General features: G+C 74.0%; 17 protein-coding genes, 1 tRNA gene and 1 pseudogene. 13 read left to right on the top strand and 6 right to left on the bottom strand.

Features of this window, described 5'->3' with window-relative positions:
• Positions 1-136 precede the first annotated feature (136 nt).
• On the top strand, positions 137-1,012 hold the full coding sequence (locus tag ACFWTC_RS05710) for a DUF4394 domain-containing protein (protein ID WP_383933206.1): 876 nt from the start codon (positions 137-139) through the stop codon (positions 1,010-1,012).
• An 81-nt stretch (positions 1,013-1,093) separates the two neighbouring features.
• Here ACFWTC_RS05710 and ACFWTC_RS05705 read toward each other — a convergent pair.
• Both ACFWTC_RS05705 and ACFWTC_RS05700 read right to left on the bottom strand, forming a co-directional pair.
• A pseudogene (locus ACFWTC_RS05705) lies at positions 1,094-1,213 on the bottom strand (fasciclin domain-containing protein); the annotation flags it as partial.
• 60 nt (positions 1,214-1,273) lie between these two features.
• Positions 1,274-2,863, bottom strand: coding sequence for a sulfite oxidase (locus ACFWTC_RS05700; RefSeq protein WP_383931052.1), 1,590 nt, complete (start codon positions 2,861-2,863; stop codon positions 1,274-1,276).
• A 410-nt stretch (positions 2,864-3,273) separates the two neighbouring features.
• On the opposite strand from ACFWTC_RS05700, the gene ACFWTC_RS05695 reads away from it, so the two are divergent.
• Positions 3,274-4,017 carry an anti-sigma factor domain-containing protein gene (locus tag ACFWTC_RS05695; protein ID WP_384026106.1) on the top strand — a complete coding sequence of 248 codons (744 nt, stop codon included), beginning with the start codon at positions 3,274-3,276 and terminating at the stop codon, positions 4,015-4,017.
• On the opposite strand, the gene ACFWTC_RS05690 is transcribed toward ACFWTC_RS05695, so the two are convergent.
• Entirely contained in the window at positions 4,001-4,780 is a 780-nt protein-coding gene (locus ACFWTC_RS05690; RefSeq protein WP_383931046.1) for an adenosylcobinamide amidohydrolase, read from the bottom strand. The two genes, ACFWTC_RS05695 and ACFWTC_RS05690, sit on opposite strands and share 17 nt — an antisense overlap.
• Positions 4,781-4,833: 53 nt before the next feature.
• On the opposite strand from ACFWTC_RS05690, the gene ACFWTC_RS05685 reads away from it, so the two are divergent.
• On the top strand, positions 4,834-6,942 hold the full coding sequence (locus ACFWTC_RS05685) for an MMPL family transporter (protein ID WP_384074063.1): 2,109 nt from the start codon (positions 4,834-4,836) through the stop codon (positions 6,940-6,942).
• A 55-nt stretch (positions 6,943-6,997) separates the two neighbouring features.
• Here the strand turns inward: ACFWTC_RS05685 and ACFWTC_RS05680 are convergent, their stop codons facing one another.
• Positions 6,998-7,438: a MarR family winged helix-turn-helix transcriptional regulator gene (locus ACFWTC_RS05680; RefSeq protein WP_383931055.1), complete on the bottom strand. Its 441-nt coding sequence runs from the start codon at positions 7,436-7,438 to the stop codon at positions 6,998-7,000.
• A gap of 275 nt (positions 7,439-7,713) precedes the next feature.
• Between ACFWTC_RS05680 and ACFWTC_RS05675 the strand changes: the two genes are divergently transcribed.
• The 5 genes from ACFWTC_RS05675 (at position 7,714) to ACFWTC_RS05655 (ending at position 13,044) form a co-directional block, all read left to right on the top strand.
• The gene (locus tag ACFWTC_RS05675) at positions 7,714-8,214 is read left to right on the top strand and encodes a hypothetical protein (protein ID WP_383931040.1); all 501 of its coding nucleotides are present in this window, start codon (positions 7,714-7,716) and stop codon (positions 8,212-8,214) included.
• Between the two features lie 320 nt (positions 8,215-8,534).
• Entirely contained in the window at positions 8,535-9,923 is a 1,389-nt protein-coding gene (locus ACFWTC_RS05670; protein WP_384026115.1) for an AMP-binding protein, read from the top strand.
• 249 nt (positions 9,924-10,172) lie between these two features.
• On the top strand, positions 10,173-10,622 hold the full coding sequence (locus tag ACFWTC_RS05665) for a hypothetical protein (protein WP_383931035.1): 450 nt from the start codon (positions 10,173-10,175) through the stop codon (positions 10,620-10,622).
• Between the two features lie 169 nt (positions 10,623-10,791).
• Positions 10,792-12,708, top strand: coding sequence for a glycoside hydrolase family 15 protein (locus ACFWTC_RS05660; RefSeq protein WP_384026118.1), 1,917 nt, complete (start codon positions 10,792-10,794; stop codon positions 12,706-12,708).
• Positions 12,709-12,723: 15 nt separating this feature from the next.
• A complete protein-coding gene (locus ACFWTC_RS05655; protein WP_384026121.1) occupies positions 12,724-13,044 on the top strand; it encodes a hypothetical protein in 321 nt (106 codons plus the stop codon).
• A 7-nt stretch (positions 13,045-13,051) separates the two neighbouring features.
• On the opposite strand, the gene ACFWTC_RS05650 is transcribed toward ACFWTC_RS05655, so the two are convergent.
• On the bottom strand, positions 13,052-14,107 hold the full coding sequence (locus ACFWTC_RS05650; RefSeq protein WP_383931025.1) for an AI-2E family transporter: 1,056 nt from the start codon (positions 14,105-14,107) through the stop codon (positions 13,052-13,054).
• 115 nt (positions 14,108-14,222) lie between these two features.
• Here ACFWTC_RS05650 and ACFWTC_RS05645 point away from each other — a divergent pair, with 115 nt between their 5' ends.
• From ACFWTC_RS05645 to cpt, 3 genes are all read left to right on the top strand, one after another.
• Positions 14,223-15,527: an MFS transporter gene (locus tag ACFWTC_RS05645; protein ID WP_383931022.1), complete on the top strand. Its 1,305-nt coding sequence runs from the start codon at positions 14,223-14,225 to the stop codon at positions 15,525-15,527.
• Between the two features lie 54 nt (positions 15,528-15,581).
• A tRNA-Met gene (locus ACFWTC_RS05640) sits at positions 15,582-15,655 on the top strand.
• A gap of 117 nt (positions 15,656-15,772) precedes the next feature.
• Positions 15,773-16,309 carry a chloramphenicol phosphotransferase CPT gene (cpt, locus tag ACFWTC_RS05635; protein WP_383931019.1) on the top strand — a complete coding sequence of 179 codons (537 nt, stop codon included), beginning with the start codon at positions 15,773-15,775 and terminating at the stop codon, positions 16,307-16,309.
• 59 nt (positions 16,310-16,368) lie between these two features.
• Here cpt and ACFWTC_RS05630 read toward each other — a convergent pair whose 3' ends face one another.
• Entirely contained in the window at positions 16,369-16,923 is a 555-nt protein-coding gene (locus tag ACFWTC_RS05630; RefSeq protein ID WP_384074066.1) for a polysaccharide deacetylase family protein, read from the bottom strand.
• Positions 16,924-17,274: 351 nt separating this feature from the next.
• Between ACFWTC_RS05630 and ACFWTC_RS05625 the strand changes: the two genes are divergently transcribed.
• On the top strand, positions 17,275-18,159 hold the full coding sequence (locus tag ACFWTC_RS05625) for an RNA polymerase sigma factor SigF (protein WP_383931013.1): 885 nt from the start codon (positions 17,275-17,277) through the stop codon (positions 18,157-18,159).
• Positions 18,160-18,252: 93 nt separating this feature from the next.
• Positions 18,253-18,669 carry an ATP-binding protein gene (locus tag ACFWTC_RS05620; RefSeq protein ID WP_383931010.1) on the top strand — a complete coding sequence of 139 codons (417 nt, stop codon included), beginning with the start codon at positions 18,253-18,255 and terminating at the stop codon, positions 18,667-18,669.
• Positions 18,670-18,811: the final 142 nt, after the last annotated feature.

Raw genomic sequence — 18,811 nt, 5'->3', positions numbered from 1 at the left:
GGCGGACGGGCGACGCGCGCTGGGCCGTTGGAGTGGACTCGGGCAGTGGTCCTCATCCGGGGGCCGTACCGCTCCGAAGCACGTGAGGACCCCGCCTGGATCCGGGCGGGGGTACGCACGTCTCCGAAAGGTGAACATGCTTACTCGCAGCACTGTCATCGCCGCCTCCGCCGCCCTCGCCGCCCTCTGTGCGGCCCCCGCGTTCGCCACGGCCGACACCGGCGGCACGCGCGAAGCCGCGCCGGCCGTGGCGCACACCGACCTGCGGGCCGTCGGCCTGACGGCCGACCAGAGGCTGGTGGAGTTCGACGTCGACAGGCCGTCCAAGACCTTCTCGATCGGCAAGGTGTCCGGTCTGCGGGGCGACACCAAGCTCGTGGGCATCGACTTCCGCGTCCAGAACGAGAGGCTGTACGGCGTCGGCGACCGGGGTGGCGTCTACACCCTCAGCACCACCAACGCGAGGGCCGTCAAGGTCTCACAGCTCACCGTCGCCCTGTCGGGCACGCAGTTCGGCGTCGACTTCAACCCGGCCGCGAACCGGCTGCGGGTCATCTCCGACACCGGGCAGAACCTGCGCCACAACATCGACGACGCCGCGGCCCCGCTCGGCACCACCGTCGACGGCACCCTGACCAACCCCACCATGCCGCCGTCCACCGCGACGGGCGTCACCGGCGCCGCGTACACGAACAACGACCTGAACGCCGCGACGGCCACGTCCCTGTTCGACCTGGACACCGCGGCCGACCGGATCTCGCTGCAGTCCCCCGCCAACGCGGGCAACCTGGCGCCCACCGGCAACCTCGGCGTCAACGCCGCGCCGAACGCCGGCTTCGACATCTACTACTCCGTCAAGACCGGTGTGAACAAGGGCTTCGCCACACTCAGCACCGGCCGGTCGTACGGCCTGTACGAGATCAACGTGCTGAACGGCAAGGCGACCGGGCGCGGTGCGTTCCCGGCCCAGCAGCAGGTCACCGACCTCGCGCTGCCGCTGAACCAGGACTGACACTGCCGCACGCCCGCGGGCCGGGACTCCCGTCGGAGTCCCGGCCCGCGGGCGTGTGCCGTACCGGGTGGCGGGGTGCTGCTTCGACATCAGGACGGTGTCGACGATGTGGTCGTTGGCGTTGGCCGTCCTGACGTCGCCGCAGACGGCGCCGGACGTGCCGGCGACCTTGTACGCCTCGCCCGAGCCCAGCGTCGACAGCGCCGGGTTGTTCGAAGCGCCGTCGCCACCGGGTCCTTCGCCGGGGCGTCCGCCGCGGGGCTATCCGGCGGTGACGAAGACGCTGTGCCAGCCGCTGGCACCGTCGGGGACGGTCCGGGCGCGCTCCTCGGTCTGTACCGCGCCGGTGCCGTCGGTGGCCCGGACGGTGAGCGTGTGGCCGCCGGCTGCGGCCTTCCACGGGTAGGACCACTGGCGCCAGGTGTCGACACCGGCCTGGGGCGCCAGGTCCGCGTCCTGCCAGGGCCCGTCGTCGACGCGTACCTCGACGCGTTCGATGCCCCGGTGCTGGGCCCACGCCACCCCGGCGACGATGACGGCGCCGGCGGCCGGGCGGGCGAAAGGCTTGGGGGTGTCGATGCGGGCCTGCGTCTTGATGGGCGCCTTGCGGGCCCACTTGCGCTTGACCCAGTAGGCGTCGTAGGCGTCGAAGGTGGTGAGCTCCAGGTCCTTGATCCACTTGCAGGCCGAAACGTACCCGTAGAGGCCGGGCACGAGCATCCGTACGGGGAAGCCGTGGTCGAAGGGGAGCGGTTCGCCGTTCATGCCGACGGCGAGGATCGCGTCGCGGCCGTCCATGACGTCCTCGACCGGGGAGCCGAGCGCCATTCCGTCGACGGAGCGGGCGACGAGCTGGTCGGCCGGGCCGCCCTTCGAGGGGGGCTTGACCCCGCATTCGCGCAGGAGGTCGGCGAGGCGGACGCCGAGCCAGCGGGCGTGGCCGATGTAGGGGCCGCCGACCTCGTTGGACACGCAGGTCAGGGTGATGTCGCGCTCGATCAGGGGGCGTTCGAGCAGGTCCTGGAGGGTGTAGGTGCGGGGCCGGGCGACTCCCTTGCCGTGGATGCGCAGCCGCCAGGTGTCGGCATCGACCCGGGGGACGACCAGGGCGGTGTCGACCCGGTAGAAGTCCTTGTTCGGCGTGGTGAAGGCGCTGATGCCCTGGGCCTTCAGCTGGACGCCGGCCGGCAGGGCCGGGGCCGGGGAGGCGGGCGCGGGAAGTTTCAGCGTCTCCCTCGACGCCACGGCGCCCTGGCCGCGACGGCCGGAGAGCGTACGGCCCAGCGCCCCCAAGCCGGTGGCGGCGACGGCGGTGACCGAGGCCGCGGCCAGGAATCCCCGGCGCGACCAGCGCCCGTCTGCCGATCCGGCGGCGGACTCCGATCCGGCGGCCGGGGCGGCCCGTCCGGCCAGCAGGTACAGGACCGCCGCGCCCGCGAGGGCGCCGACCAGGGAGGGCAGGGCGTCCACGGGGCCCTGGGTGTCGGGGCGGGTCAGCGCGGCCGCCGCGCCGATGACGCCGAAGAGGAGTACCCCGGCGGCGCCGGTGCGCCGGTGCCGCAGGGAGAACAGGCCGAGCGCGATGGCGAGGAGGCCGAGGGTGGCCAGGATGCCGAGCTGGAGGACGAGTTTGTCGTTCTCGCCGAAGGTGCGGATCGCGAAGTCCTTCACCGCTGCCGGGGTGCGGTCGATCGCCGCCCCTCCGACGACGGTCACCGGTCCGGCCTGCGGCCGCGCCAGGGAGGCGACGAGCTCGGCGACCGCCAGGGCGGTGAAACCGGCCAGCAGGCCGGCCGCGGCGCCCCTGAGGCCGCGGGCGAAGGTCGTTCGGAAGTTGCTCACACCCTGCATTCGCGCCGCCACGTCCGGCGGATTGGTCCCACCTCCGACGAGATGGAGACCGGCCGCTCCCCCGATGTCCGCCCGCGCCCGGGAGTGCCGGTCCGGCGGGTGGCACCGGCAGGGGTGGGCACGTGCTCCAACTGCGTTCAGCCGTACGGGCAGAGCCCTGCCCGCGGCCAATCCTCATCGGCCTCCGTTCCGAAGACCGTACAGGCGACGGACGGGTCGACGGCCGGCCCCCGGAGCTACGGGGGCCGGGCCCGTCGCCGGGCCGGATGCCCGTCCGTGGACCGGCGACGGCCCTGCCGTCCGTGCCGTTCGACGGCGCCGGGCGGGCGCCGGAGCGGGCCCGCTCCGGGCAGGCAGGACCCGACCTGCGCGGCGGACCCGCCCCGCCGCGCGACCGCATGGGGTGACAGATGAAGCACGAAGACGATCCGCACGCCCTCGCCGGCGCCTACGCCCTCGACGCGCTCGATGCCGAGGAGCGCCGCACCTTCGCCGCCCACCTGGAGGGGTGCCCGGCCTGTGCCCGGGAAGTGGCCGGCTTCCGGGCCACGTCGGCGGCCCTCGGCGCGGCGGTGGGCCTGCCCCCGCCCCCGGGCGCGAAGGAGGCGGTCCTGCTCGGCATCGGCAGCGTCCGCCAGTCGCGCCCGCCCGCCCGCCCCGACCGCCCGGCCGGGCCGCTCGTACGTCTGGCGCGCAGGACCGGGCCCCTGGTCCTGGCGGCCTGCGTCGCCGCTGCCGCCTTCGGTTCCGCCGCCGTCTGGCAGCACCAGCGGATCCAGCAGGCGCGGCCCGGGGCGCTGTTCTCGGACGGGCAGGTGCGGGCGCTGTCCGCCGTGATGGCCGCGCCGGACGCGCGGACCGTGCACGGGCGCACCCGCGGGGGCGCGACCGCGACCGTGGTGACCTCGGCGCTGCTGAACCGGTCCGTGTTCGTCGCCTCCGGCCTTCCCCCGGCGCCTCCCGGTTCGGTCTACCGGCTGTGGTTCGACGACCACGGCACGATGCGCCCGGCGGGCTCGTTGCACCGCGACGGCGCGGTCCTGCTGCACGGCGACACGGCTCAGGCCCTCGCCGTCGGCCTGACCCTCGAACCCGAAAGCGGTGCGGCGCGCCCCACGTCCAGTCCACTGATGCTGCTCAACCTCCGCGCCTGACCCCCGCGTTCGCGCCGGGTTCGGGTCCCGCCGCCCCGCGGGCCCGCAGGTCGCGGACGCAGGCGTCGTACGCCGCCCGGTGCACGGCCCGGGCGAGGCGGGCGCCCCAGGTCGAGCGGGGGCCGGTGAAGACCTCGTACGCCTGCCCGGGCCGCGGATGGGGGGCGGCGACGCAGACCGCGTCGGTGGGCGTACCGGACGCGTCGACTCCGGCGTCCCGCAGCGCCTGCACCTTCGCCTCGGTGGCGGTCGCGACCGCGTTGACGTACGCGGCGGGCGACAGCGGGACCGGAAGGGCCCCGATGATGTTGATGGTGCCGGCCGGTGGCGGCCCGTCGCCGGCGGGCTCCGGCGAGGCGGCCCAGCCGTGCACGCCCACACCGGCCGTCACCAGCGCCTCGGCCTCTCCGTCGTGCGCGTACCCGTGGGCGTCGACCCGGGCCGCGGTCATGAAGGCGGCTCCGGGACCGCAGAGCCGTGCGCCCCGGGCCAGGGCCTCCAGGTGCCGGTCGGGGTCGTGGCGCCGGTAGCCCGACGGGACCTGGGCGTTCATCACCCAGCGGCGCTCGCCCCAGCCCCCGCCGAGGACGGCCGAGGACAGCATCAGCCAGCCGGGGCCCGGGGCCCAGACGAGCAGCGGCAGACGCAGCCCGTCCTCGACGCGGGACAGCTCCGTGGCCGAGGACAGGGGGACGAGGGTGCGCGGGGCGGAGATCACAGGGAAGGGTAACCGCGGCCGGTGAGGGGCTATCCTGAGCCACATATCTTGACCATCAAGATATGTGGCTATCGAGAGACCCCCGCCCCAGGAGCACCATGTCCCCCTCTCCCCGACTGGCCAGATGGCTGGTCCCCGCCCTGATCCTCGTGGCGTGGCTCGGCATCGGAGGCACGCTGGGCCCGTACGCCGGCAAGCTCGGCGAGGTCGCCACCAACGACCAGGCGGCCTTCCTCCCCAGGAGCGCCGAGTCCACGAAGGCCGTCCGGGCCCAGGCCGCCTTCCGGCAGCAGGAGTCCCTGCCGGCCGTCGTCGTCTGGACCCGCGACGGCTCCGCGCCCGTCACCCCCGAACAGACGGCGGCCGCGACCGCCGCCCTCGCCCGGCTCGACGGCCGGCCCGCCTTCGCGGGTCCGCCGTCCCCCGTCACCGCGTCCGAGGACGGCCGGGCGCTGCGTGCGGTGCTCCAGCTGCGCCCGGACCTGGGCGACGAACTGCCGCCGGCCCTGGAGGAGATCCGCGCCGCCTCCTCCCTCGTCGGCGGGACGACGGCCCGGCTGACGGGACCCGCCGCGACGCAGGCCGACCTGTCGGACGCCTTCGCCGGCATCGACGGCCTGCTGCTCGGCGTGGCGCTGCTCACCGTCCTCGTGATCCTGCTGCTCGTCTACCGCAGCCTGCTGCTCCCCGTACTGATCATCGTCGGGGCCGTGTTCGCGCTGGGCACGGCGTGCGCCGTCGTCTACGCGCTGGCGGACCGGGGGCTGGTGCGCGTGGACGGCCAGGTCCAGGGGATCCTCTCGATCCTCGTGATCGGCGCGGCCACCGACTACGCCCTGCTGCTGACGGCGCGCTTCCGCGAGGAACTCCAGCACGGGGACGACCGCTTCACGGCGATGCGCGCCGCCCTGCGCCAGTCGGCCGGCCCGGTGGTGGCCAGTGCGGGTACGGTGGCGCTGGGCCTGCTCGCCCTGGTCCTCAGCGACCTGACAAACAACCGGGCGCTCGGCCCGGTCGGCGCGATCGGCATCGTGTGCGCGGTCCTGAGCTCGCTCACCTTCCTCCCCGCCGCGCTGGTGCTGCTCGGCCGCCGGGCGTACTGGCCCGCACGCGTCCGGCAGGGCAACGGCGGGCGGGGGATCTGGGAGCGGACCGCCGCGCTCGTCGACCGCGCCCCGCGCAAGGTGTGGTCCGTCGTGCTGGTGGGTCTGCTCGCCTGCTCGGCCTTCGCACCGACCCTCCGTTCCGGGGGCGTGCCGCTCGACGAGATCTTCGTGAACGAGGCGCCGTCCGTCGCCGGCCAGCGGGAGCTGAGCCGGCACTTCCCGGGCGGCTCGGGCAATCCGGCCGTCGTGATCGCCGACGCCGCACGGCTGCCGGAGGTCCGCCGGGCGGTCGAGGAGACGGACGGCGTGGCCTCGGCCGCCGTGGTGACCGAGAGGGGGAAGCCGCAGTCGCCGCTGATCGCGGACGGACGGGTCCGCATCGACGCCACCTTGGGGGACCCGGCCGACACCGCGGCGGCGAAGGCGACCGTGGCGCGGCTGCGCCAGGCCGTGCACGCCGTGCCGGACGCCGGAGCCCTCGTGGGCGGTTACACCGCGCAGGCCTACGACACGCAGCGGACCGCCGAACGGGACCGCACGCTCATCGTCCCGGTGGTCCTGGCCGTCATCCTGCTGATCCTGATCGGACTGCTGCGCTCGCTGGTGATGCCGCTGCTGCTGGTCGCCACGGTAGCCCTGAACTTCTTCGCCACCCTGGGCGTCTCGGCCCTGGTGTTCCGGCACGTCCTCGGGTTCACCGGCACCGACTCCTCGGTCCCTCTGTACGGGTTCGTCTTCCTGGTGGCCCTGGGCGTCGACTACAACATCTTCCTGATGTCGAGGGTGCGCGAGGAGTCGTTGCGCCACGGGGTGCGCGAGGGCGTGACGCGCGGGCTGACGGCCACGGGCGGCGTGATCACCTCGGCCGGGGTGGTGCTCGCGGCCACCTTCGCCGCCCTCGGGGTGATCCCGCTCGCGTTCCTGGTGCAGATCGCGTTCATCGTCGCGTTCGGGGTGCTGATGGACACCCTGCTGGTCCGCTCGCTCCTGGTGCCCGCGCTGGTCCTGGACATCGGCCCGCGGGCCTGGTGGCCCGGCCGGCTGAGCCGGCCCGCCGCCCCGGCCCCGGTGCGCAAGCCCGCGGCGGCGCGTACGGACTGAGTCCGCGGAGCCTGGCCCGCCCGTGCGCCGACGCGCGCGGGCGGGGGCCCCGGGCTCAGGTGCCGGTGGCGCCGCCGGTGGCGCCCGCGGAGAACTCCTCACCGAGCAGCGCGAGGAAGCGGAGCGCGGCGGCGGCGTCGTCCTCGCCGGCGCGCTCCAGGGCGCGTTCCGTGGCCCGGGCCAGCACGCGGAAGTGATCGACCGCGACCTTGCGGGCCGTGGGCTCGTAGTAGAGGTGCACGACGCGGCGGTCCGCCGAGTCCCGGACGCGCCGGACGTGTCCCGCCTTCTCCAGGCGGTCGAGGCAGGCTGTCACGGAGCCCGAGGTGATCCCTAGGTGCTGCCCGAGCTTTCCGGGGGTCAGCGGGGACGGGGCGTCCAGGATCGCGCCCAGCGCCTGGATGTCCGTGGCGTGCAGGCCCTGTTCCCCGGCGAAGCGGTGGATCAGGCCGTTCATCTCACCGTTGATGTGGCGCAGGTGGCGGGCGACGGCCATCAGCCGCGCGTCGCCCGTACCCGGCCGCCCGGCACGGGGTCCGTCGTCTTCTCGCCGGTCAGCCGCCTCCACCCGCACAGACTATCCCCTGGGCGGGACGCCCCGGGATGGCCGCCGCGGGCCCCGGGGCGGGCCCGGGGGCCGCGGCGGCCGGCGGGTCGGGTACGGCTCGGCATGCGCCTGCGGGGGCGTCACCCGGATGGCGTGCGGGTGATGCCCCGCGTGCGGGCGGTCACGGCCTTGACTGGACGGAACGAACAACTTCAGGAGGCGTGATGGCGATCGTATGGATGCGTGGCCTGGCCGGTGCGGCCGTGGCGGTGCTCGCTCTGGGTGCGGCGGGCTGCTCGGGTGACGGCGATCCGGGCACCGCTGCCTCGAAGGCCGCGTCGGCCGTGGAGTCCGCCGGGGCGGCGGTCTCGTCCGCGGCGTCCCGGGCCTCGGACGCGGCGGCATCGGCCGCCGCCGTGGCGAAGGACAGGCTCGGTGAGGTCAAGGACGGTGTGGACGCGAAGGCGGAGGTGACCCTGGGCGCGCCCGCGACCGACGCGGAGGGCTTCACGACGGTGCCCGTCTCCGTGAAGAACACCGACGGCTCGGCGAAGTCGTTCGCCGTACAGGTGGACATGAAGGACGAGAGCGGCAGCCTGCTCGACACGGTCGTGGTGACGGTGTCGGACGTTCCCGGCAACGCGACGGGGCAGGGCACCGCGCGCAGCACGCACAAGCTGTCCGGCACGGTCGCGGCGGAGACCGGCACGGCACTGCGGTATTAGCCGTCTCCTCCGGGTCGTGCGGCCCTCGCGGTTCGATCGGCCCCGTGTGGATCGTGCCGGGCCCGCGCTCCCCCGGCCCGATCCGCACGGTACGGCGCGGGCTTCTCCGTCACGGGGTCGCGAAGACAAGTCCCGAGGACGGGTCCCGGAGACAGGTCCCGAAGACGGGTCTCGAAGAAGGTGAACCTCCTGGTCAGCGGCGTCCCTTGGGCTTTCCGCCGACGGAGCGCGGCGTCCGTGGTTCGTGACGCCCATGGTGGCCCGCGGCGCGGGCGGATTGGATGGCCGGGACCGGGACGGCGGGGGACGGAGAGACGCGCATGGCTGCGGTGCTTGAGGGATGTACGCCCTGGCCCGAGGAGTTCGTCGACCGCTATGGGGCGGCGGGGCACTGGCGCGGCCACACGCTGGACGACCTGTTGCGGGACTGGGCCCAGCGGTACGGGCCGCGGACCGCGCTGGTGCACGGCGCCACCCGCCTGACCTACGCGCAGCTGAACCGGCGGGCCGACCGCATGGCCGCCGGATTCCGGCTGCGCGGCCTCCGGACCGGGCAGCGGGTCGTCGTCCAGCTGCCGAACGTCCCCGAGTTGGTCGTCACCGTGTTCGCGCTGATGCGCGCCGGCGTCGTCCCCGTGCTCTGCCCGGTCTCGTACCGCGCGGCCGAGGTGTCCCCCCTGGTGCGGCTCACCCAGGCCGTCGGCTACGTCGCCCCCGCCGCGTACCGGGGCTTCGACCACACGGCGATGGCCGCGGACATCGCCGCGGAAGGCCCCTTCCTGCGGCGGGTGTTCCCCCTCGACGCGCCGGGCGACTCGTCCCCGTACGGCGGCTTCACGACCGACCCGTCGGGCTGCCACTACTTCCCGCTGGGCTCCCTCGACTCCCCGCCCGACCGGGTGCCCGAGCGGAGCGCCGGGCAGGTGGCGCTCCTGCTGCTCTCCGGCGGCGCCGGCGGGACGCCCCGGCTCGTCCCGCGCACCCACGACGACTACGCGTACCAGGCGCGGGCCGCCGCCGAGCTGGTGTCGCTCACCGGGGACGACGTGTACCTCGCCGCGCTGCCCGCCGCGTCGAACCTCGTCCTCGGCGCCCCCGGCATCGTCGGCACGCTCTCCGTCGGCGGCACCGTCGTCCTGGTCGAGGACCCGGACCCCGCCGCATGTCTTCCCCTCGTCGCACGGGAGGGGGTCACCGTCACCTCCCTGGCGCCCTCCGTCGCCCGGCTCTGGCTGGACGCGCCTCCCGCGGTACGGGCCGACGGCGGCTCCCTGCGCCTGGTGCAGGTCGGCGCGATGGCCCCCGACCCGGCGACGGCCGAACGGATCGGTACCGCCTGGGGCTGTCGTGCGCAGCAGGTCCTGGGCGGGGCCGAGGGGCCGCTCACCCTCACCCGCCCCGCCGGTCCGGAAGGGGCCGCGTCCCCCGCGCACGGCCGCCCGCTCTCGCCCGACGACGAGGTGCGCCTGGTCGACGCCGACGGCCGCGAGGTGCCCGGCGGGGAGCCGGGCGAGCTCCTCACCCGCGGTCCGTACACCCCGCGGGGCTACTACCGGGCGCCGGACCACAACGCGCGCGCCTTCACCGCCGACGGTTATCTCCGCACCGGCGTCCTCGCCCGGCGGGCCCCGGACGGCGACCTGGTCGTGACCGGTCGCCTCGACGGCCGCCCGCTGCCCGCCGACCACGCAGGCCCCTCCGGCGTGTGACGGCCCGGGAGGGGGATCGGGGCGTCGGATCCGCAGGTCAGGCGGGTCAGGCCGGGTAAGCCGGGAGAATCCGATCGGTGCGGACGCATCCCCTTTGGCCGGCCCGCCGGCCGGCGGGCGCCGCGGATCCGGGGCCCGCCCGCGGCGCGGATTCACCCGAACGGCCGCGCTCCGGTGTCCCTCCCCCGGCCCCGGCCGAAGGCTGAAGTCGCGCCTGAAGCGGCGTTCCCTCAGGTCAAGGAGCATCCCGTGGCCCAGCACACGACACCCCAGCCCTCCAGCCCCGCCCCGCACCGGACCCATGACAGCGGAAGCGCGTGGGCGGCCGGCGGCACCGTGTTCGCCGCCGTCCTGCTCCTCGTGGACGGCGTACTCGGCGTGATCAAGGGCATCGCCGGAATCGCCGAGGACGACGTCTACACCCGCCTGGGCAACTACACCTTCAAGCTCGACGTGACGGCGTGGGGCTGGATCCACCTGATCCTCGGCATCGTCCTGATCATCGTCGGCGCCGGCCTCTTCAAGGGAGCCGACTGGGCCCGCGTGATGGGTGTGGCCCTGGCCGGGATCAGCGTGATCCTGAACTTCATGTGGCTGCCCTACACGCCGATCTGGGCCATCGTGTCGATCGCCATCGGCCTCTTCGTCATCTGGGCCCTGTGCACCGGCAGTCTCCGCCAGGACTCCCGCACCGCGTGACGGGGTCGGCGGCGGCTTCGCCGTCACCGTACGCCGCATGCCCGGCCGCGGCCCGGCCGTGGACCCGGGGAGGCCCGACGCGCGGGAACCCCCGCGTGGCGCACCCCCAGGGCGTGGCACCCGCCACGCCCTGGGGGTCTCCGCAGCCGCCGCGAGCCCGGGAGGGCCGATGCGCCGCTACCCGCCCATCGCCGAGCACGGTCTGATCGGTGACCTCCAGACCTGTGCGCTGATCTCCTCCGACGGCGTGCTCGACTGGTTCTGCTCGCCCCGCTTCGACTCGCCGAGCGTCTTCGCGGGCCTCCTCGACCACGACCGCGGCGGCCACTTCGCCATCACGGCCGACGCCCCGGAGACCCCGCACACCCCGGACGGCGGCCCCGGCGCGGCGTACGGCCCGCCCGCCGTCACCACCCGCCAGCTCTACCTGGCCGACACCGGCATCCTCATCACCCGCTTCCTCACGCCCGAGGGCGTCGGGGAGGTCGTCGACTTCATGCCGGTCCACGACCCGCACACTGTCACCGACCGCCACCAGATCGTGCGCTTCATGCGGGTCGTCCGCGGCGCGGTGCGCTTCACCCTGGAATGCCGCCCCCGCTTCGACTACGGCCGGCTCCCCCACGCCCTGACCTCGGACGGAGCCACCGCGCGCTTCGAGGGGCCGGGCATCACCGCGCACCTGCAGGCGGTCGGACCGATGTCGCTGGAGACCGACGGCCCGGACGTGCGCGCCGCCGTGGCCCTGGAGGCGGGCGAGCACGCGGCCGTGGTCCTGACGGTCTGTGACACCCGCGGCGCGGCCCCGCCGCCGGTGACCATGGCCGACATGGTGGACACGTTCGTCGCCGTGCGCCGCTTCTGGCACGGCTGGATCGGGCGCTGCACGTACCGCGGCCGGTGGCAGCAGATGGTCAACCGCTCCGCCATCACCCTCAAGCTGATGACGTACGCGCCGACCGGCGCACCGATCGCCGCCGCCACCATGGGACTTCCCGAGCGGGAGGGCGGCGAACGCAACTGGGACTACCGCTACACCTGGGTCCGCGACGCCTCGCTCTCGGTCCGCGCCATGCGCGACCTCGGCTTCACCGAGGAGGCGAACGAGTTCCGCGACTGGCTCGGGCACCGTCTCGCGGAGGGCCGCGCTCCGAACGGCGAACCCTTGCAGATCATGTACCGCGTCGACGGCGACCCGTACCTGACCGAGGAGGTCCTCGACCACCTGGAGGGCTGGCGGGGCTCCGCCCCGGTCCGCGCGGGCAACGGCGCGGCGGGCCAGCTCCAGCTGGACATCTACGGCGAGGCCGTCTACGCCCTCGCCCCGTCCGGCCAGGTCGCGAACATCATCGGCTACGACGGCTGGATGCGCTGCGCGGAGGTGCTGGACTGGCTGTGCGAGCACTGGGACCGCCCCGACGAGGGCATCTGGGAGACCCGCGGCGGCCAGAAGGACTTCACCTACAGCCGGCTCATGTGCTGGGTGGCCTTCGACCGCGGCATCCGCCAGGCCACGGCCAACGCCCGCCCGGCGGACCTGGTCCGGTGGACCGCGGCCCGCGACGCCGTACTGGAGCAGGTCATGACCCGCGGCTGGAGCGGGGAGCGGCGGGCCTTCGTCCAGCACTACGGCAGCGACGTCCTGGACGCCTCGCTCCTGCTGATGCCCCTCGTCGGTTTCATCGCCCCCCGGGACCCGCGGTGGCTCTCCACGCTCGACGCGATGGAGGACGAGCTCGTCTCCGACAGCCTCGTCTACCGCTACGATCCGGCCGCTTCGCCCGACGGCCTCCAGGGGGCGGAGGGCACGTTCTCCCTGTGCAGCTTCCTGTACGTCTACGCCCTCGCCCGGGCGGGGCGGATCGAGCAGGCCCGTTACGCCTTCGACAAGATGCTCACCTACGCCAACCACGTCGGGCTGTTCGCCGAGGAGATCGGCCCCACCGGCGAGCAGCTCGGCAACTTCCCGCAGGCCTTCACCCACCTCGCCCTGATCACCGCGGCAGTCGCCCTCGACGCCGAACTCGACGGGGCCGCGCGCCGCGACGACAGCGGTCCGCCCGGACGACGGCCAGGGGGCGGGTGAGCCGGTCGTTCCCGGATGGCAGTCTGGGGCGATGAGAGCCTGGAGCACCTCCACCGCGAGGGACCTGGGCGCCTGCTCAACGAGTGGGATCCGATCGGCGTCGCCGACCTGGTGGGCGACGAGTACGACTGCATGATCGCCCCGCTGTTCGGGCGCCTGCGCGCCGGCGCCGGCCGGGCGGAGATCGACGCGTTCCTGCGGCACGAGCTGGAGGACCACTTCGGCCTCGGCCCGTCGGGCCCGCAGCCCGGTGCGCCGGCCGAGCAGGCGATGGCCGCGCGCGTACTGGCCTGGTGGGCGGCCGGAGACCGGGACGGCGCCGCCGCCGGCGCGTAGCCGGCCGTCAGGGTTCCGCGGCCGTGCCGAGGCGGGAGTCGCGCAGGGCCGTGTACACCGACCAGGTCACCGAGACCAGCGGGACCGCGACGACCGCGCCCACCACTCCGGCCGCGATCGCTCCGGCGATCACCGAGACCGCCACCACGAGCGGGTGCAGCCGGACCGCCCAGCTCATCACCAGCGGGTGCAGCAGGTGGCCCTCGATCTGGCCGATTACCACGATCAGGGCGACCACCACGGCCGCGGTGGCCGGCCCCTTCGCGGCCAGCGCGACCACCGCGGCGACCGCCAGCGCGATCGGCGAGCCGACGAGTGGGACGAACGCCGCGAAGAACTCCAGCAGCGCCAGCGGAACGGCCAGCGGGACTCCCAGGAAGTACAGAGCCACCCCGACGAGGAGCGCGTTCGTCGCCGCGATCAGCACGATCCCGTGGGTGTAGCCGGTGAACGTGTGCCAGGCGGCCCGCCCGGCGACCACGACGCGGTCGCGCGGCGCGTCGGGCAGCTGCGCGCAGAACCACGACCACTGGTGGTCGCCGCCGTTCAGGAAGAACACGGAGGAGAAGAGCGCGAGTGCGACCACGGTGAGGACCTCGACCAGGTGCCCGGCTCCGCTGAGCGCCGTGCTGACCAGGGTGGACCGGTGGCTGGAGAGGTACTCCCCGAGGCGCGACCGGACGTCCGACAGCGCACCCGGGTTCAGCCGGAACGGCGGCTGCTCCAGCCATGCCTCGATGCTGTCGAGGCCCGCGCGGAACTCCCGCACCAGGGTGGTGCTCTCCCCCGCGACCGCCTCGCCCACCAGCGCCAGCCCGCCCAGCAGCAGCACCGCGCTGCCGAGCAGGCAGACGGCGACGGCCAGGGGCCGGGACATGACGCGCTCCAGCTGCCGGACGGGGACGGAGAGCAGCGCCGTGACGACCAGGCCGAGGAAGAGCGCGACGGCGATCTCGTGGAACCGGCCGAGCACGGCGAAGACCGCGTAGACGGCGGCCCCGACGACCAGCAGACGCCAGGCGTAGGACGCGGCCGTACGCAGGAAAGCGGACACCGGTGGCATGCCCCATGGCTGCCACCGCGCGGCCGCCCTGGCACGCGCCCGGTGCCGGTTTCGCCCGTCCGGGGCGGACAAATGCGTTGCGGGGGGTGTTCGCCGACGCCGACGATGGACCGTCGTGAGCACTTCCCGCTGGGCCGCCGTACTGCCCGATCTCTCCCCCTGGCGTTCCGGCCGGGACTTCCGGCTGCTGTTCTACCAGGGCACGGTCACCTTCTTCGGCTCGTTCATGGCGATGATCGCGCTGCCGCTCCAGATCAAGCACCTGACGGACTCGCCGCTGGCGGTCGGGGCGATGGGCGCGGTGGAGCTGGTGCCGCTGGTGGTCTGCGGCCTGTACGGGGGCGCCCTCGCCGACGCCGTTGACCGGCGGCGGCTGATCCTGCTGACCGAGGCCGGGCTCGGGGTGCTCGCCCTGGTTCTGCTGGTGAACGCGCTCCTGCCGGACCCGCTGCTGTGGCCGCTGTACGTGGTGGCGGCGGGCGTGTCGGCGCTCACCGGGCTGCAGCGGCCGGCGCTGGACTCGCTGATGGCGCGGATCGTGCCGCACGACCAGCTGGCGGCGGCGGCCGCGCTGGGCGGGCTGCGCTACCAGTTCGGCGCGATCGCCGGTCCGGCCCTGGCCGGACTGGTCGTCGCGTTCGCGGGCTACGCCTCGGCCTACGCCGTCACCGTCGCCGGGTTCCTCGTCTCGGTGCTGCTGTGCGTGCGGCTGGCCCCGGCGCCACCGGTGAAAGACGCCGAGCGTCCGTCCCTGCGCGGGATCGCCGAGGGCGCGCGCTACGCGTGGAGCCGTCCGGTGCTGCTGGGGACGTACGCCATCGACCTGGCGGCGATGTGCTTCGCGTTCCCGAACGCGATCCTGCCGTTCCTCGCGGACGAGCTCGACGCCGTGTGGGCGCTGGGCCTGATGTACGCGGCGGGTGCGGTGGGCTCGCTGGTGCTGGGCCTGACGAGCGGCTGGGTGTCGCGGGTACGCCGGCACGGGCTGCTGGTGGTGTGCGGGGCCGCGGCGTGGGGGCTGGCCATCGCGGCGGCGGGCTGGTTCACGACGGTCTGGCCGGTGCTGTTGTGCCTGGCGGTGGCGGGCGCGGGCGACATGCTGAGCGGGCTGGGGCGCAGCACGATCTGGAACCAGACGATCCCGGAGGGGCTGCGCGGGCGGCTGGCCGGCATCGAGGTCCTCTCGTACAGCGTCGGCCCGCAGCTCGGCCAGGTACGGGCGGGTGCCATGGCGGGCTGGACGGGCACCCGTACGGCGTTCTGGAGCGGCGGGCTGGCCTGTGTGGCCTCGGTGGCCGTGCTGGCGGCGCTGCTGCCGAAGCTGATCTCGTACGACGCGCGCACCGACGAGGACGCGGTGAACCAGCGGGCGGCCCGCGAGGCGGAGACCGGGGCCGAGCCGAGCGCCACGGCGGCCTGACCGGGGGGTGTGGCGGTCGGGCGCCGCGGGGTGCCGTAGGGTGGTGTTCACCGACGCGGGGTGGAGCAGCTCGGTAGCTCGCTGGGCTCATAACCCAGAGGTCGCAGGTTCAAATCCTGTCCCCGCTACTGCCCAGGAGGGCCCGGATCCCCACGGATCCGGGCCCTCCTGTCGTTTCCGGTCCCGTCCTCGCCGTCCGGCGAAATCCGTTTCGTGCCGTGGGGAGGTTCCCCTACGGTGGCGCGGTGACGACTCGGATGATCATTCTCAACGGCGGTTCCAGCTCGGGGAAGTCCGGGATCGTCCGGTGCCTGCAGGCCGTACTGCCGGATCCGTGGCTGGCGTTCGGGTGTGACGCGTTCGTCGACGCACTGCCGGCGGCCATGCGGGATTCGGACGCGGGGATCCAGATCGCGGCGGACGGCCGGGTCGGCGTCGGGGCGGACTTCCGGACGCTGGAGGCGGCCTGGACCGGGGGCATCGCGGCGATGGCCCGTGCGGGCGCCCGGATCGTCATCGACGACGTGTTCCTCGGCGGGGCGGCGTCCCAGCGGCGGTGGCAGGAGGCCGTCGGCGGGCTGGAGGTGTTGTGGGTCGGCGTCAGGTGCGAGGGCGCGGTCGCCGCGGGCCGCGAGCTCGCACGGGGCGACCGGGTCCGGGGAATGGCCGCGTCACAGGCGGACCTGGTCCACCGGGGGGTGGTCTACGACCTGGAGGTCGACACGACGCACACCGAACCCCTGGCGAGCGCACGGACCATCGCGGCCCACGTCACCCTTTGACCGGCGCACGCCCTCGCGTGCGCCGGTCAGGCCCGGGGCGCCGGGTCAAGGGCTCCGGGTCAGGGGGTGGTGCGGTCCGGGAAGGTGAAGGTGTAGCCGCGTGCGGCGAGCCAGGGGAGGTACTCCTTCAGCGCCGCGACCGTCTCGCTGCGGTCACCGCCGCCGTCGTGGAAGAGGACCGTCGGCTGCCGGGGCAGGCCGTTCTCCACCGCGGACACGATGGCCGGCAGGCCCGGCCTGCTCCAGTCCTTGGGGTCCACGCTCCAGCCCAGGGGCCGCATGCCGCTCGCGGCGGCTATGGCCCGGCTGTCCGGCGTGAACGCGCCGCCCGGGGCCCGGTAGTAGTCCACGGTGACGCCCGGGGCCGCCTTCTCGATCATGTCCTTGGCTTCGAGGATCTGCTGCTTCTGGTAGGCGACGGGCTTGTGGTCCATCGTCACGTCGTGGTCGACGGAGTGGTCGCACAGCCGGTGCCCGGCGGCCGCGACCTGGCGGACGAGGCCGGTATGCGCGCGCGCCTCGGTCCCGATCATGCAGAACGTCGCCTTGACGTCGTTCTCCTTGAGCACCTGGAGGACCTGCGGCGTCCAGAGGGGGTCCGGGCCGTCGTCGATCGTGATCGCGATGCCGCGGCCGGGGCCCTCGGCGAGGCGGGAGATGCTACGGAAGACGCGACGGGCACCTCATCGTCCGTTCGGCCGGTATCCCGGTCACCCCGGACCGCGGATCCCGTGCCACGCCCGCCCAGGAAGGGGGAATGTCGACAAAGAGGCGTCGTTTTACCCCGTTTGGATAGATTCATCACGCCAAACAGCTTTCACGCAACACGACTCACGAAAAGTTTTTCACGTATTGCTTGACGGGTGTGCCCCGCACAGGCCATGCTCTTGCTGCGCAGCCACACCGGCCGCGGCACCGGGGAGTGCCACCGGCCATGAAGTCGAGATCGCGCCAGGGAGCGGACAGTGAACATCGTCGCCACGCAGCAGGCAGTCGCCGCCACGACCCAGCAGGTTTCGGCAGAGGCCGCCGTGCCGGCGCAGCTGCCGCGCATCGACAACGCCCGCGAGGTCGCTCCGGCTGACGCCCGCGCCCTGTCGAAGGTCTTCTTCCTCCGCCTCAGCACCCTGGAGGAAGGCACCCCGGAGCGTCAGTACGTACGCAACACGCTGATCGAGATGAACCTGTCCCTGGTCCAGTTCGCTGCGCGCCGGTTCCGCAACCGCACCGACGGCACCGACATCGAGGACCTCATCCAGGTCGGCACGATCGGCCTCATCAAGGCCATCGACCGCTTCGACCCGGCCATGGGGAACGAGTTCACCACCCTGGCCCTCCCCTACATCACCGGGGAGATCAAGCGTCACTTCCGCGACGCGACCTGGGCGGTGCACGTCCCGCGGCGGCTCCAGGAGCTCCGCATCCAGCTGGCCCGCGGCAAGGAGGAGCTCAGCGCGGACCTCGACCGCGCGCCGACGGTCCGGGAGCTGGCGACCCACCTGAACCTCACCGACGACGAGGTCATCGAAGGCCTCGTCGCCGCGAACGGCCACTCCAGCCAGTCCCTCGACAACGACCAGGACGAGTCGTCCGACAGCGCCCCGCGCGCCCTCGCCGACACGCTCGGCGACGAGGACCCGGCCATGGAGCTCTTCGAGGACCTGCACAGCCTCGCGCCCCTGCTGGAGCAGCTCGCGGGACGCGAGAAGCTCATCATCCAGATGCGCTTCGGCCAGGAGATGACGCAGGCCCAGATCGGCGAGCGCCTCGGCATCTCACAGATGCAGGTCTCCCGCCTCCTGACCCGCACGCTCGCCCGCCTGCGCGAGGGCATGCTCGCCACCAACTGACGACACCCGGGAGCCCACGCTCCCGGACCCGTCCCGCGGGGTCAGCGCGGGAAAGGCCCGCGGACGGGGCCGCCGCAGAACGGGGTGAACGCCATGCAGAACCTGAACCTGGTCGAGGACTCTCCCACCGGCCATCCGCTCGAATGCAGCTGCAGGCCCGTGCGCGCGGCGCAGGCACGCGACGCCGCGTGCGGCTTCCTGGCGGACCTGAACCCGCCCCCGCCGGAGACGACCGTCCAGAACGTGCTGTTGCTGGTCTCCGAACTCGTCACCAACGCCCTGCGTCACGCCGGTGCGGTGACGGCGCTGCACCTGCGCGCCGACCGCCACCTCATCCACGTCACCGTCGAGGACCCCAGCTCCGCCCACCCCCAGGACCGCAGCCCCGACCTCTCCGGCCGGACCGGCGGGTTCGGCTGGCCCCTGGTACAGCGCCTCGCCCAGTCGGTGACCGTCGTCCAGCCGCAGTTCGGTCCGGGCAAGGCGATCATCGCGGCCCTCCCCCGCTGACTCCGCGCCCCGCCTGCCGGCCCGTGGTCACTTCCGGGCCCGGTCGGGGCCGCCAGGTATCCCCCGTAGGCGTCGTGCGAAGACCGCTCCGGCCTCCCGTCCGCGTCCTTGAAGGGCCCCTCGAGAAGAAGGGCCGGCGCTC

This window comes from Streptomyces sp. NPDC058619 (assembly GCF_042717785.1).
Classification (GTDB): domain Bacteria; phylum Actinomycetota; class Actinomycetes; order Streptomycetales; family Streptomycetaceae; genus Streptomyces.
The sequence above is the reverse complement of the archived record's forward strand: the minus strand, read 5'-3'. Positions and strand labels throughout refer to the sequence as shown.